The organism is Verrucomicrobium sp. BvORR106 (assembly GCF_000739655.1).
In the GTDB taxonomy this organism is placed as follows: Bacteria; Verrucomicrobiota; Verrucomicrobiia; order Verrucomicrobiales; family Verrucomicrobiaceae; genus Verrucomicrobium.
In genome coordinates, this window is sequence record NZ_BATR01000075.1 from 1 (window position 1) to 14,585 (window position 14,585).

Here is a 14,585-nt window from a genome sequence, read left to right on the forward strand (position 1 = left end):
AGGTTCGCCCGCTTGCTTGCGCTGGGTGGCGCGCAGCGGGGTGGAGAAGACCTTGGCGTTGGCGATGTCTGTTTGGGATAGAACCTTGCCCTGGGGGAGGTCGAGAACGGGGGCGGAGACCGGAGCGGCTTTGTTGAGAGTGATGTCCCTGGCGCTGAGGACGGGGGCTGGCGGCACCCAGTCCTCTTTGAAGGTGTCGGGCAGGTCTGTGAAGCGCGGGGCGACCTTGCCGGATGCAGGTGAGGCTGCGGCCTGTGCCCAGAGGTCTGAGGGCAGCATCATCAAGGGATGAATGAGGAGCAGTGTGGCAGCTGTGGCCCTTGCGGCCATTGATTTTTCACGAAGCATGGACGGCATGAGTTCGAGACAAAACGCAAAATAAACGGGGCTTCCGGAGAAGCCCCGCCGAGAGTGTTAACTCAGGGAACAAGCACTGCGCCTGGCGGCTTGATCAGGGTGATGACCGGTGAGGTCACGTCCCCTGGCACTGTGGGCAGTGTGCTGGCGGATGGATCGAGCGGGAAGGCATCCAGATTGTCGGCGACGCCGTCACCATCACTATCGGCGGAGAGGGGGCTGGTGCCTTTGGCCAGTTCATCCAGGTTGGAGACGCCGTCGCCATCGGAGTCGAGGCTGGCAGGATTGATGCCTGAGCTCCACGACAAGCCGTCGAGCAGTCCATCCCCGTTGCTGTCGGTCACGTTGTTTTGCGTGCCCAGCAGGGCTTCCTGCGCATTGGTGAGACCGTCTCCGTCATCGTCGGCTGTCTCACTGGGGGAGTCATAGAGCACCCCGGCCAGGGCGATGGCCTCGGCGAGATCTGACAGACCGTCACCATCGGTGTCCGCCACTTTCGGGTTCAGACCACACAGGTACTCGTCGAGGTTCTTGAGGCCATCGGGAGCTGGCAGATCCACATCGCCCGTGGCGGTTTGCGCCAGGTTGGTGAAGTAGAAGACTTCCCACCAGTCGGCCATGCCATCCGTGTCGGTATCCACAAACTCGTCAGCACCGAGATCCGGGGTGGCCGTGCGGGTTTCCCCCTGAATATCAGTGGACGAGGTGGACAGAGCCGTGACTCCGGGTCTGTTGATGGCGGGACTGGTGGAGCGGAGCCAGCCTTCAGGAGTCAACTTGGGATCGAGGTTGAGGCCGCCTTGCTCCCCACTTCTCACGATGGTATTGACGAGGCTCAGCGTTGCTGTGGCGCTCTTGTAGATCTGCGTGCTGGTGGTGTCGTACGGAGGGTTCCAGATGATGGAGTTTCTGATTCTGGAGAGGGTTCCTGAATTCAGATAAACTCCCAGCCCATACGCATTGAGGGAGTCGGCCATGGTCTCCGTGTTGTCCACAATGGTGCAGTGATCGACCACCATCTCTGCGTTATTGAGGTAGATGCCGGCCCCGTACTGCGTCTTGTTGCCCCGGATGATGCAGTTGGCGATGCGGACGAGCGTCCGGTAGTTCGGGCTGGGAATGGAAACCCGGACGCCGCTACCCGTCATGGGGTAGAGGTGGCTGATGACCAGACCGTCGATGGCGGAGCCATGCAGGTTCATGGCAATCACATCATTGGCCGCCGTGGACTGGATGACCGGGAGATTGAGACCCTGGTCGCCCAAGAGAAGGATCTTCTTGGTCGTCAAGGTGAGGGCTCCCTCGGCGTAGGTGCCAGGCTTGATGGCGATGATCTTCCAGTCACCAGCGGCGGCCTTGGCGGCCGTGAGGGCGGCACCGATGGTGGTGTAGATGCCCGCGCCTCCAGCAGGATTCACAGTGTAGTCCACCGTTGGCTTGCTGGCTGCGCTGTTGGCATCCGTACCGCGTGAGTACTCATACAGGTTGGGGATGCGGTCGCCGTCGCGATCTTCCATGGTGTCGCGGTAGTCGAGCGGATTGAGCACCTTGGAGATTTCATATCCATCCAGCATCGTGTCGTCATCGGTGTCGGTGTCCCAAGGATCGGATCCGGCGGTGAACTCGGCGCCGTCATTGGCACCGTCAGCATCGGAGTCTGCGACGGCGGGATTGCTGCCGAAGGCATATTCTTGAGCTGCGGTGAGTCCGTCTGCGTCGGTGTTGGTGGTGCCGTTGGAAGCGAGGTTGCCGAAGAAGCGGGTTTCCCAGGCATCTGGCAGGCCGTCCGCATCAGAGTCGCGGTACTCGTCCGCACCGAGGTCGGGCGGATTGGTTCTCGTTTCACCGTGAATGTCTGTCAGGGAAACTGGCAGGGTGACGCCGCCGACGGGATTGATGGCCGGGCTGGTGGGCCTGAGGTTGCCAAATCGATCCACCTGAGGATCGAGGTTGGTCCCGCCCTGCTCACCGCCGAGGACGATGCTGTTGCTCACCGAGCACTGACCACCAGATATGATGTTGATCTGAGGAATGCTCGGGCTCGACGTCGGATTCCAGACGATGGAGTTCCGCAGGCGAAGGTAGCTATCATCTGAGACATAGAAGCCGCGACCGGTGCCGCCTTCCCCGGTAGTTTCGTCACCCCGGTTGTTCACCACGGTGCAATGATCCACCAGTACTTCACCGCCCGCCAGAATGACGCCGCCGCTGGCGCAGGGGTTGTCTCGTACGACGCAGTTGACGAGTCTCACCTGGGAGCGATAACCCGGGGCATCGACGTGGATGCCGCTCCAACCATTGAAGTAGAGGACATTGTGGGTGAAGACGAGGCCGTCAATGACCACGCCGCTGATCTTCGCGGTGATGCAGGAGGAGGCAAGGGTTGAGGAAATCACGGGTGGGGATGCGCCCTGCTCACCCATGAGCATGATGCGCTTGCCGCTCAGATCCAGCATGGCCTCAGTGTAGGTGCCGGGTTTCACCAGGATGATGCGGCAGTCATTCACGCCTGCCTTGGCGGCCGTGATGGCGGCGGTGATGGTGGTATGGGTGCCTCCTCCGGCGGGGTTCACGGTATAGTCCGCAGCGGGCTTGCTGGCGGCGCTGTTGGCGTCCGTGGCGCGGATGAACTCATAGAGGTTGGGGATGCGGTCTCCGTCCTTGTCTTCCAGGGCGTCCTGATAGTTGAGAGGATTGAGGGCCTTGGAGACCTCGTAACCATCGGCAATGCCATCGTCATCGGAGTCTGTGTCCCACGGGTCAGTGCCCGCGGTGAGTTCGCCGCCGTCGTTGAGGCCGTCTGCATCGGTGTCTGCCACGGCAGGATTGCTCCCAAAGGTGTACTCCTGGGCGGCGGTGAGGCCGTCTGCGTCGGTGTTGGTGGTGCCGTTGGAAGCGAGGTTGCCAAAGAAGCGCATCTCCCAGGAGTCAGGCAGACCGTCGGCGTCGGAGTCGATGTACTCATCAGCCCCCCAGTCGGCCGGTGTGCTGCGGGTTTCTCCATGAATGTCTTTGGCGGGGTCCAGCACGTCTCCCCCGGCTGGGTTGATGGCGGGGCTTCCCGGGCGAAGGCAGCCGTAGCGATCGAGGAGTGGATCCGAACTGATGCTGGAGAACTCCCCTCCCAGGATGATGCTATTGCTCACGGTAACCAAGTTGGAACTGCTTTGCTTCCAGATCTGTGTGGCTCCGGGATGAGCATGTGGGTTCCACACCACGGAGTTCCTCAGCCTCAGGTTCCCGTAGGTCTCAACTCCAATGCCGATACCGGTGGGAGTGGCGGTGCTGGTGTACCCGTTGCCATTGCCAAAAATGGTGCAGTGATCCACCGTGAGAAGGCCTTGGGTAATGGAGACCCCCCCGCCAAAGTTGGAATAGTTCCCGGTGACGATGCAGTTGGTGATTCGGGCGTGACCGCCGTTCGTGGTGGTGCTGACCGAGACCCCTTTGGCATCGTTCACAAAGGATTGGTTTCTAAAGAGAAACCCGTTCACCACGGTGCCGTCAGCGTGCAGCCGAATGCAATTGTTCGTATCCTGACTCACGATCTCGGGTGGGCTCCCACCTTGTTCACCGAGCAGGAGGAGGCGTTTACCATCCAAGGTGATGTTCGAGGTGGCGTAGGTGGCCCGCTTCACAAACACGATCTTGCAATCTCCTGCAGCGGCCTTGGCGGCGGTGATGGCGGCAGCGATCGTGGTATGAGTGCCTCCTCCTGCCGGGTTCACAGTGTAGTCATTGGCGGGGAAGCTGGCTGCGCTGGAGGCGCTGGTGCCTCTCACGTATTCATAGTAGTTGGGGATGCGGTCTCCATCCTTGTCATCGAGATCGTCCCGGAGGTCGAGCGGATTGAGCCCATGGGTGATCTCGTAGCCGTCGGGCATGAGGTCATTGTCGGTGTCACTGTCCAGAGGATCGCTCCCGGCAGCCACCTCTGCGCCATCGTTGGCCCCATCGGCGTCTGTGTCGGCGACATTTGGCGTGGTGCCGATGGCAAACTCCTGCGCGTTTGTCAGTCCGTCGCTGTCTGGGTTTGCGGCTGCGGTGGGTGTAAGGTTGCCGAAGTGCTTGACCTCCCACCAGTCGGCCAGACCGTCCACATCGGTGTCAATGAAGTGATCGGCACCGATGTCAGGCGTGCCGGGACGGGATTCACGATGGATGTCCTTGGGGGCGAGCAAACCGCTGGCACCTTGCAAGCGGGCTGGGGAACTCGATGAGAGGCCGCCCATCCAACCGAAAAGGGGATCCACCATGAGCGAGCCAGGGATGGAGCCATCGTACACCAGGTTGCCGTAGCCAAAGACCATGTTGCTAGCTTGTTCCACCTCCTCGTCCGCCGCGCCGGCTGGATTCCAGAGGATGCTGTTTGTTACAGACAGCTCGCCATTGGTAGAGAATGCGATGGCGTTGGCAGAACCGGCGCCGGTCATGGAGTTGCCGAAGAAGGTGCAGTGAGAGATGGCGACGCGTCCATCGGTGACGTACAGCCCGGCACCTCCACTGGTGGTGTTATGACCGTGGATGACGCAATTGACGATTCTGGCGAGGGAGCGGTCTGCGGCAGGCAGGTCAACCGTGATGCCTCGTCCTTCACTGGTGGCGGAGCGGGTGATGCGGAAACCGTCCACCACACTCTCTCCGGAGATGCTCACCACCGCGTTGGTCGTGGAGGTGCGCAGCTCTGGGATATTCCCCGATGTGGCAGCGGCCAGCAGCAGGATCCTCTTGTTGGAGGGCAACGAGAGGGCTTCGGCATACACGCCCGCCCGCACCTCAATGATGCTGAAGGGGGGGGTGGTGGTGTTGCCAGGCGCCGCACTGATGGCGGCGCCGATGGTCTTTTTCTGGGTGGCGGTTTCGCTGACGAACGTGGGATCCACCACAATGTTGGCGGCGGGTCGGGCGGCACCGTTGGTCATGGAGGTGCCCAGGGCCTGCTCCCAGAGGTTGGGCACGCCGTCGCCATCCAGGTCACCGGTGGCGTCTGTCCAATCATAAGGGTTCAGTCCTGCGGTGGTTTCGGCAGTATCGCTGATGCCGTCGCCGTCGCTGTCGCCCGGGTTGATGAGGAGGACCTTGCGAGAGTAAGGGGAGTAGACGGGCGTGGCATTGCGGGCGCGCAGGCGATAGTAGACATTGGAAGCGGCCGGGACGGCGGGATCAGTCCACGTGTTGACGTTGGCCGCCGTGGTCGTCTGGATCACCCAGCTGCCAGTATCGGTCGAGCGGCGCTCGATGACATAACCTGTCTCTGCGGGGGACATCTCCTCCCAGTCCAGCTGTGCGGTGGTGGAGGTGAGCAGCTTGAGCCGGACGTTTTCCGGCGTGTAGAGGGACTGGGTGATGCCGGCCGTGGGCAGCACGGCGATGCGCAGGTGGTGGGTGCCCACCACGGACATCAGAATGTTGGGGTCACTCCACGTGAGGGTCTCGTAGGTGCCGTTGTCCACGGTGGCCTCCACCTGGGGCGGGATCGTGGTCCAGTTGACGGCGTCTGGCGAGGTCTGGAGGACCACGGCGTAGTCTGTCATCCCTTTGAGCCGCCGGAAGGTGATGGCGGGATGATCAGAGACGGTGGAGTAGGTGATGGTGCTGCTGGCGGCGTCCGAGACATTGGGGTCTGTGGCAAAGACATATTCGTACAAGTTGCCCACAGCATCCGCATCGGGATCTGCTTCCTGGTGAATCACGGCGTAGTTGCCCGCCTGCCCTGGGAAGCTGGAGGATTGCCACGACGCGTAGTCAGCAAAGGCGACCGTTCCGCCGAGGGCGAAGGAGGTGGCACATGCGACGCTAAGGAGATTTTTTGGGAGGTTTACCTTAACCCGCTTTTTAGAAAGCATGGCGAAATACTTTCTTAAGTCACCGTAAGCGTCAATGCATTTTATATCTCAGTTATGCTACAACTGATGTGGATTAGCGCGGGCCTATTTTCGGGATTAAGTTGTGAAAAAGGTGTCAAATTTGCGGCTATCCACTAACGCGGAAAAAGCTTGGAAAACTAACCACTTGGATAGTTGTCGGTCGCAAAAAAGGCTTTTGTGAGCCGTCTATTGAGACGGAATGGAAAGGTTCCCATTTGTGCGATGCAGAGGAGGAGGGGAATGGCGCAATATTTGCGATTGGAAATGGCGGGCGTCTGATATTGCCATGGAGTGGGGTAAAGCGGGATTCCAACCAGATGTCCAGCAAGAACGCGATGCGGTCCGCTGCGTTGGCGCGCAAGAACTGGCCGCTCATGGGCGAGGCAGAGGCCGGGGATCACACGGCGGTGAGCCTGACCATCATCGGGAACGCCCGCCGGTGGAGGCTCGATCCATTTGAATATCTGCGCGAACTCATGAACTGGTCGCCAACCGTGACCAATCGTCAGATGAAGGATATGATGCTTGCGGCCCTGGCTGGCGGGCCGCGATAGTAAGCGATGCCTGAGGTGGTCTGAGTGCAGTCAAACAATGGAGTGCGTTACTTCCGACGGCGTCTGCCACCTTCCTGCCGTTTCCAGGAGTACTTTATGAAGTGGAATAATTCGTACACGGAGGCAGTGGCCAATACCCAAACTAACATCCTGCTTGCCCAGAGGGAAAGTTTGTTCGGTTGCAGTTTCTCTGCGAGATGGCCTTCAAATAGGCAGAAGAGTCCACCGTAAAACAGTACCCAAAACAGCCAAAAGCCGATCGAATTACCTTTTTTTATTGAATGCCATACGTCAATATTAAATCACGCAGTGACCCTTAAACACTGACTCAGAACCTGTTTGGATAAAAACATCCGGGTGTGGCAGGTCCAATCAGGGGAATGAGATGAAAGCGACTTCGCTGAGCCTGGGAACTGCCCCTCCGGGTAGCGGTTCTTTTGAGCCTGGACTGCGTTGCTCATCGGTTGTGAATGTCAATTCACGCCCTCTTCGCGTTTTGTCCAGACTCAAAATGCCTCGCAACATACCCAGCGTTTATATCCAAACAGGTTCTAACCCTGCTCCCATAGCTTGGACCAAATCGCGGAAATGAGGGGAATCAGTATGCTGGTGCACATGGCACCCCAAGACCACCAGTGCAAAATACGAATCCACTTCGGTCCGTTATAGAAGGCTGCCTTTACCGCCCTTGATGAGGTTCCGGTGAATCTCTGCGCGTAGATAAAAACTGCGACGGTATAGACAATCATTCCTATGAAGCCCAGGGCGAATGGAATGAAAATTATTGCGGGCATCATGTGAATCTGGATGAATGGGTGGGGTAACGGACCGTCCCGACAACTTTCGAGAATAAGGTGGGTGCAAGCCATCTTGCGAACGGCCGAAGAGCAAAGTGCGCTACTTGATGATGACGCCTATTTCGGCATCTTCAAGTTTCTCCGATGATGGGGGACGCGGAGTGAATCGCAGGATCACCCGTCGGTCCTGCTTGGATTTCCCAATCTTCATGGTCACGGGATCCAATCGGGCCAGCGGTTGTCTTGGGCCATACTCGAGACCTTGGAGCCATCTGGGAAGCTTGTTTGTCCAGGGCTCCCGCCATACCACGACAGTGGCAAGTTGCTCTCCCGTCGGTGACAATGCGACAATATTACGACAGCTTAGGTAAACGGCAGAGTAGGGGTAGAAGCCCACGATGGAATTGCCGGCGGGTATGGAAACGTCAAGTTCAACAACTGTATCTGCCAGTTGCAATGGGATTGCGGAAGCCCGGCGGATCCACCGGGCATCACGGAAACAACTGTAGGACATGATGGCGGTGACGAGGCATCCGCCCAAGGGGGCTGCTGATGTAGTCGATGGTCCAGACTCTTTTGAAAGAATGATCCATGTGACGAGCAAGCTTCCCAGTGCCAGAAAAACTGCTGCCCTCGTCAGCAAGGCGGATGATGATTCCTTTAGTCGCATTGTGGCGGATTCCCTTTCCAAAAGTCTGGATTCAGCAGATGCCCCAGCCTCTTCCTGCTCGGCTCCTGGCCTATTTCAGCGAAGCTGCAGAAGGGGCATCCGCATGGTCAGCCCTGGATGGGTTGACTGCAATAAGCTTCCTTTTTGACCGGAAATGTCAAGCCTTCAAGAATGCTGGAAACCTGCTCTCCAGCAGGGCTTGTCGATGGGCCATTCTTCGATGATGAACCCGTTTGGCCAAACCCGGAATCCAGGGAGGAATTGATATTGCTGGACTGTGTCTTCGGCCTTCTCTCTTGATGAGCAAAGGTCGATGAAAAAAACGCTGGCGTGGGTTTGGTCGGTGTATTCGTGGCGAAGGCAATAGACGGAGGATGGTGCTGGATGCGTGAGCGGCGAACTGCTGCCCACCTCACCCTCGCCTGGTGCGGCAACAAATGTCGAGCTACGAGGCGATTGGCTGGCGCGGATTTGCCCAGTTGGATGAGGATACAAAAACCCTTCTGACCATGAGGGATTATCAACCGTGCGCCAGTCAATGTGGAAGCCGTCTGACCAGTCGCAAAACCCGGGTAGCGCACGATATTCTGCGAGGGCTGATTCGACCATTGCTTTGGTGGAGAAGGCCCCGATGAACCTGGGGAAGTCATGAAGATCAGCCACGGTGTATTCGTGACTCAGGACGTAGTATTTCATGTTGGTCTCCCTGAGGGGCAACGGTGTCGCTTGACGGCGATGGTGGTGAAGTGGAGTGCTCTCGATCGGTCTTGGGATGAGTACGGCGCGGCAACCGCCTGGTGATTCAAGGAGCTACGCGGGAATCAAATCTGCCGATGCGGATTACTTGCCCTGTGTGGCGGGCCTGAACACGATTTCCCTGTCTGAAGCGGTGATTTTCAAGGAGTTGGTTTCCGCGATGATGGCCAGCACTTCCAGGAGGCTGATGTCTCCATCTTCGGCAACGGTGACGCGGACCTTCTTTTGATCGAGGTTCAGGCTCGAGGCTCTGGCGACTTCAGAGGGAGACCGCATGGTGGTATCCACCAAGATTCGATTGAGCAGTACCAATGCCTCCTCCAAGGAGATGTTTTCCCAATGGGGGCTGGGCAACTTGATGGAGCTGTACATCACGGCTGCCTTTGAGCTTAACACCATGACGCCGCAGTTCTCGTTGGGAGCGGTGGGGGCTGCCGCCAACAAGTGGGAGGTGATCAGGCCAAATGCCAGGAGTCCGCTGGGGAGTACGCGTGGTTTCATGCAGGTGCTTTGTAAGATAAACTGGAAGCAGCGCTGAGATCCGCGCTCCAAAGCCCTCGTGAGGCTCTTCTGGCTGCGAGTCGTCTGATGGTGCTCTTCATTGAGTGCGTGTGGCCAGCGGAATATAGAAACACTATTTCTTCATTGCCGCTCTGGCCGCCTTGACGGATTGAATACTGGTATTCATGACTTCTCCCTGCCAAAGACTCAATTGGTTGGCGGATGCCGGATCTACCGAATAGATGAACTTGTAGAGATCCAGATCCAGAGGGGCTTCTCCCGTCATCAAGTCGTAGTTTCCCAGACTGGCGATATCGCCCTGCTCCAGTTTCACGATCGCAAAATCCCCAGGAGCCTGCTTTATCGGTTCGTCGACAGGTGTGAACTTTTCGCTAACTGACAGCATCGCTATGCGAGATCCATCCATTCGGTCCGGCCAATGAGGTGATCGGGTTGCCACGAAAATGGGGGAGTCCGACACGTTTTTTAGATACACAAAGAACGTGGTGCGAAATACCGTTGAGCCCTTGGTCGCTTTCTCTGAGTGATCAGCCCCTTGGATGGTCGAATAGTAAACCACCAGCTTCAGTGGGGCTTTTGGTTCTTGGGAAAATGCTGTCGACAATTGCAGCAATGACAGGGCGCCCAGCACCAGGCGGCTGATAAGGAGATGATGCTTCCATTTGGGTGTCATGATCTTGTGTGGTGATGCTGCGTGACAGGGAGGTGTTGATGGAGATGGGGCGGCAGCGGATGCGATCGGCCTTCCCACCTGATCATCCTCTGCGAAGGTGCCCAACGTTGACTCGCTTAGGGCTCGTCCAACGTTGGGCTGTGTTAGAGATCCCCGCTGGGGATTAGCTTCGAATTGAGACGGGCATTTCCAGGTGGTTCCCTGGTGGCCGCCCCAAAACTCGCGCGGTTGGACTGTCCTCCTCACGTGGTCAAGTACGACTGACTTTGGCGGTCGCACAACAGGAGGGATGCTCAAACGCCCTCTGTATCCGAACCCTCCCCGATGGCTCATGCAGCCGCCCCCACCCACTAGTCTTTGATCATCAACTAACCAGCGCTCCTGTAGTTGACGAGGTGAGGAGGCACTAGCTGAAGCGTCTGCAAGCTTCGTATCCTCGCCGATGCCACCAAGTTCCGACGGACACTGGCCCTCCACTCGCCGGTCGCTGGCGCGTTTCACTTCCCAAGCGCACTGCTCCGATTTTGATCGGCTATTGACGCTGTAGGACGAGATTTTCAAGGCTGCTTGGAGGCTGGATTGGCAATTCCGAATGTTTGTCACCGGGGGGGCGATCATGGCTCCCGGCTTGCACTTCTGCATAGGACTTCGTGTTGGTGGCCAATGCAGGGCCGGGTGGGAGGTACGTGCTCTGGCGTTTGGCCGTGTGTCCCTGCGGCGCACTGAGCCGACGGGGACCGTCGGACTACTCCTGTGGCGTGGCCGCGGGGTGGTCCGGACGTGCCGTCCTGGTTGGGGAGCGAAGGAGATGGCATGGACTGTCTTCCGACTGGAGCGGCATCACGGTTGAAGGGGCGGCGATCAGGGTGCGCTCGTTCTGCCATGACGTCGCAGATCTAAATGGTTTGCGTTGGCAACGACTTCTCAGGACAGAGATCCGACTCTGCAAGCATCAAGTCGTCGCCGGTCAAAGGACTCGGCTCAGAATAAACTTCGCATCCATCAAGAATGCCATCCGCGAGCATGTCGAGTGAAACAAGCTCCTTGACGTATCGCTTCGTGTGTTCCTATAAAACACACGACCCTGATTTTTGTGGAGAACCAGCTCATCTTGCGAGGTGATCATCAATTAGAAGTTTTGCCAAGCGGAAGCCACAGGAGGACGGCCAAAATGGCGAGGAGGAGGCCCAGTGGCAGGACAATGGCGTAGGAGACCGCCCAGGTGGACTGCAGGCAGGTGAATGCGGCAAGCGCAATCAAGAGGGCAAATATTCTGCGAAGTCGGCGAGTGAGTTTCATCGGGGGTGGAGGAAAGGGGGCGGAGAAATGTTCCGGTCATTCAATCTTCACTGGAGACATTGAAGTTCAAGCCTGCGCGGGTTGAGCCCTTCTCACGATCCACTCTAGAATGACTCAGACCACAGGCTTATTTTCTGACTCCGTAGGTCTCTTCCAGCGTGATCACCCAAATGTGTGGCGTTTTTGTTCCTCACGTTGACATCCCGTGGAGACGGGTGACGCTCTCGTAGTTTACTTCCGGCAGAGCAGGCTTGCACTGCTGACGCGTGGGGTAAGCTGTTCTTGACCCTCTGAAAGACAAAACGATGAACCCCACCCTGCCTCTTCTCGTTCATATCGTCTTCCACCCGAAATCGAGCGGTTCCTTGGAACTGGCGCGGCATTTGCATCGAGAGCTGAATGGCAACCCACTCGTGCCGGGGCTGCGGATCCCCACGATGTTTTCTCCATTTGGGGAGAATGGCCGCCCGCTCCCTCTTCGGTATGGGCAGGCGTTGCGGAATTTTGTCCTGGTGCTGGCAGATGATTGCATGAATCTGGACAGTGCCTGGTGCAGCCATGTTGCAGATCTTTGGGAGCAGAGCCAGCAAGCTGGCTGTCGCTTTGTACCCGTGCAATTGAGCGGCGGTGCCTGGCCACTGGATGATCGGCTGAGAAAGGTGAATTTCCTGCGGGCATTTCTCTCTGACGCTGACCTTGAACTGGACGAGGCTACCAGAAAGCTCAAAGAACTGAAGGTCACGGCAGCGGTGGTGCGGCGTGTCGTGGTGGAGCTGTGCCGGTTTCTGGCGGCCCTGACGCAGGGGGCGGGCAATCATAGTTCCAAGGCTCCGGTGCGCCTTTTCCTGAGCCACACCAAGCTCGACATGGAGAAGGAGCCAAAGGTGACGAAGCAGTTCATTGCCTGCCTGACCGAGGAGCAGCCTATTGAAGCCTGGGTGGACTCCGGGAATATCGACACTGGATCAGAGTTCGCCAAGGAAATCGCGGAGGGGGTGGCCGAATCCTCGGGGCTGCTTGCTATTCTCACTGATCTCTACGCCACTCGCGAATGGTGCCGTGAAGAGGTGCTGCTGGCCAAAGAGAATCATCGTCCCGTGGTGGTGGTGGATGCGCTCTCGGGCTGCGAGGTGCGCAGTTTTCCGTATCTGGGGAATGTCCCGCGCATTCGTTGGGATGGGGATCCACAGAAGGGGATCGACTTGCTGCTCAAGGAAAGTCTGCGCCATCTGCACACTGGGGAGGTTCTCAAGCGGGCCAGCCTGGCCACTGACACCGTCTTCTGTCGGGCGCCAGAGCTGGCTACCATGGTGGGCCTGCCGAACGGGGCAAGCGTGCTCTATCCCGACCCGCCTGTCGGTGAGGGAGAAAAGCGGCGACTGGGCAAGGCGAAGGTCCCCTTTCAGACGCCCCTACAGCGCCTGGCGAAGGTGCGCCTGCCTCAAGGCACCAAGGTGGCTCTTTCCATGTCGGAAAGCACGGATATTGCCGAATGTGGGATGGATTTGCTCCAACTCGGCGACTGCATGGTCGACATCTCCCGCTACCTGCTCATCAAAGGTGCCACTCTGGCGTACGGTGGTCACCTGGGGGCGGAGGGCTATACCCAGCGGCTCTTCGAACTCGTGCGCACTCACCAGTCTCTCGACGACGCTCCGCCACCGGAACGTGTCGTCAATTATCTCGGATGGCCGATTCCCCGCCCTTCGCCCAAGGTCAGGTCTGACCTCAAGGCAGTGGCAACCATCGAAGCCCTGCCGCGACCCACGGATGTGGATGAGACCCTTGATCCGGAGTTTGTTCCTGAACCTGCCTTCTTTGCTGCGGAAAAGTCCCCCCGGCACCGGTTCGCATGGGCTCGCGGCATGACGGAGATGCGCGCCTACCAGGCGGACAAGGCGCGCAGCGGGGTGGTGGCCCGTATCGTGCTCGGTGGCGTCTTTGGTCCAACGGAAAAAGTCTCGCCAGACGGGCAGCGCACGCTGAGGTGGTACGCAGGGCGCATTCCCGGCGTGCTGGAGGAGGTGGTGTTGTCTTTGCAGGCGGGGCAGCCGGTGTTCCTCATTGGGGCCTTTGGTGGGGCTGCGAAGCTGGCCATCGACCTCATCCGCGGAATTGACCGGCCAGAGGCGTCGTGGCATTACCAGAAGAAAGCCCCCTTTGCCGAGGAGATGCGGGAGCTCTATCAGGAGCGCCATGTGCCCTGGCTGGACTACCCTGAGATCGCAGCTCTCCTCCGCGAGAAGGCTCCCACGCTGGTCAACCCGGGTCTAAGCCCGGGAGAGCGGGACGACTTGTTTGAAACCGTGGATCCGCATCGCATGGTGGAGCTCATCTTAAAGGGTCTGGAGAAGGCGCTGTAGAGGCGCCATAGACCGCGAGGGGAAGCTGGATCGGGTGCTTGAAGCGCTGAGTGACCGGCGTGCCGAGACGGATTCAGTTGCGGCCGTTGGACCGGAAGGCTGCGAGCAATGAATCGATAGCGGAAAGCGTGGACGGTGAAGCAATGTCCACGTTGTCGGACGCCGACTCATTGTGCCGGGGGGCGATGGTCGTGTTTGATCATTTGTGGCAGGGGGGGAGCCTGATGGGAAGCCGGACCAAGCCTGGCAGGCCCTGTCGCAACGGGTTTTAGGTAATAATGAATCCATGCCCTGTCCGTGAACGAGGCGGGCCAGATCCCGTGGAGCTTTCAAAAGCAGGACCGGGCGAACTGGAAAAACGACACAGGGACTGAAACTGAAGTCAGGACGGGTATAACAGAGTTTATGGAATTGAGCTCAACTTCCTGTGAAGGGTCTTGGCCAAGATCTGGGTGTGGCAGGATAAATTAAGGGATTAAGATAAGAGAGGCCTCGCCGAGGCTGAAACAGCCCCTCCGGGTTGCGCCTTTTTGAGCCTGGACGGCGTTGCGCATCGGTTGTGACGCTTCGCAACACCCCCAGCGCTTTTATCCAAACAGGTTCTGAGTGCCAGCGGGTTTGTGAAGTTAACAATCAGCCTGTGTGAAGTTTGTCGCCGTCAAATATGAGGGGCAGTAGTCCGGAGGGGGAATGTGTTTTCTGCGGTTGGGCCCAATACTTTTAAAAT

General features: G+C 58.4%; 8 protein-coding genes. 2 read left to right on the plus strand and 6 right to left on the minus strand.

Annotated elements, in window-relative coordinates; all coding sequences use genetic code 11:
• Window positions 1–282, minus strand: a 282-nt coding sequence (locus tag BV106_RS11025; RefSeq protein WP_265595546.1) for a hypothetical protein, incomplete at its 3' end; no start/stop codon positions are given.
• A 137-nt stretch (window positions 283–419) separates the two neighbouring features.
• Window positions 420–6,203 (minus strand): hypothetical protein, encoded by a 5,784-nt coding sequence (locus BV106_RS11030; protein ID WP_038164441.1) that lies wholly within the window; start codon window positions 6,201–6,203, stop codon window positions 420–422.
• A gap of 338 nt (window positions 6,204–6,541) precedes the next feature.
• On the opposite strand from BV106_RS11030, the gene BV106_RS11035 reads away from it, so the two are divergent.
• The gene (locus BV106_RS11035) at window positions 6,542–6,778 is read left to right on the plus strand and encodes a hypothetical protein (RefSeq protein WP_038164443.1); all 237 of its coding nucleotides are present in this window, start codon (window positions 6,542–6,544) and stop codon (window positions 6,776–6,778) included.
• 1,632 nt (window positions 6,779–8,410) lie between these two features.
• Here BV106_RS11035 and BV106_RS38310 read toward each other — a convergent pair.
• The 4 genes from BV106_RS38310 to BV106_RS38315 form a co-directional block, all read right to left on the minus strand.
• On the minus strand, window positions 8,411–8,941 hold the full coding sequence (locus BV106_RS38310) for a hypothetical protein (protein ID WP_265595547.1): 531 nt from the start codon (window positions 8,939–8,941) through the stop codon (window positions 8,411–8,413).
• A gap of 144 nt (window positions 8,942–9,085) precedes the next feature.
• Window positions 9,086–9,502 carry a hypothetical protein gene (locus tag BV106_RS11050; protein WP_038164448.1) on the minus strand — a complete coding sequence of 139 codons (417 nt, stop codon included), beginning with the start codon at window positions 9,500–9,502 and terminating at the stop codon, window positions 9,086–9,088.
• Between the two features lie 133 nt (window positions 9,503–9,635).
• Window positions 9,636–10,196 (minus strand): hypothetical protein, encoded by a 561-nt coding sequence (locus BV106_RS11055; RefSeq protein ID WP_038164450.1) that lies wholly within the window; start codon window positions 10,194–10,196, stop codon window positions 9,636–9,638.
• Window positions 10,197–11,321: 1,125 nt separating this feature from the next.
• Window positions 11,322–11,495 (minus strand): hypothetical protein, encoded by a 174-nt coding sequence (locus BV106_RS38315; RefSeq protein WP_265595548.1) that lies wholly within the window; start codon window positions 11,493–11,495, stop codon window positions 11,322–11,324.
• 305 nt (window positions 11,496–11,800) lie between these two features.
• On the opposite strand from BV106_RS38315, the gene BV106_RS11060 reads away from it, so the two are divergent.
• A complete protein-coding gene (locus BV106_RS11060) occupies window positions 11,801–13,858 on the plus strand; it encodes a TIR domain-containing protein (protein WP_038164452.1) in 2,058 nt (685 codons plus the stop codon).
• Window positions 13,859–14,585 lie beyond the last annotated feature (727 nt).

Coding starts and splice junctions, on each gene's coding strand:
- BV106_RS38315 (WP_265595548.1), bottom strand. CDS start 11,495: ATGAAACTCACTCGCCGACTTCGCAGAATATTTGCCCTCTTGATTGCG.
- BV106_RS11050 (WP_038164448.1), bottom strand. CDS start 9,502: ATGAAACCACGCGTACTCCCCAGCGGACTCCTGGCATTTGGCCTGATC.
- BV106_RS11035 (WP_038164443.1), top strand. CDS start 6,542: ATGTCCAGCAAGAACGCGATGCGGTCCGCTGCGTTGGCGCGCAAGAAC.
- BV106_RS11060 (WP_038164452.1), top strand. CDS start 11,801: ATGAACCCCACCCTGCCTCTTCTCGTTCATATCGTCTTCCACCCGAAA.
- BV106_RS11055 (WP_038164450.1), bottom strand. CDS start 10,196: ATGACACCCAAATGGAAGCATCATCTCCTTATCAGCCGCCTGGTGCTG.
- BV106_RS11030 (WP_038164441.1), bottom strand. CDS start 6,203: ATGCTTTCTAAAAAGCGGGTTAAGGTAAACCTCCCAAAAAATCTCCTT.
- BV106_RS38310 (WP_265595547.1), bottom strand. CDS start 8,941: ATGAAATACTACGTCCTGAGTCACGAATACACCGTGGCTGATCTTCAT.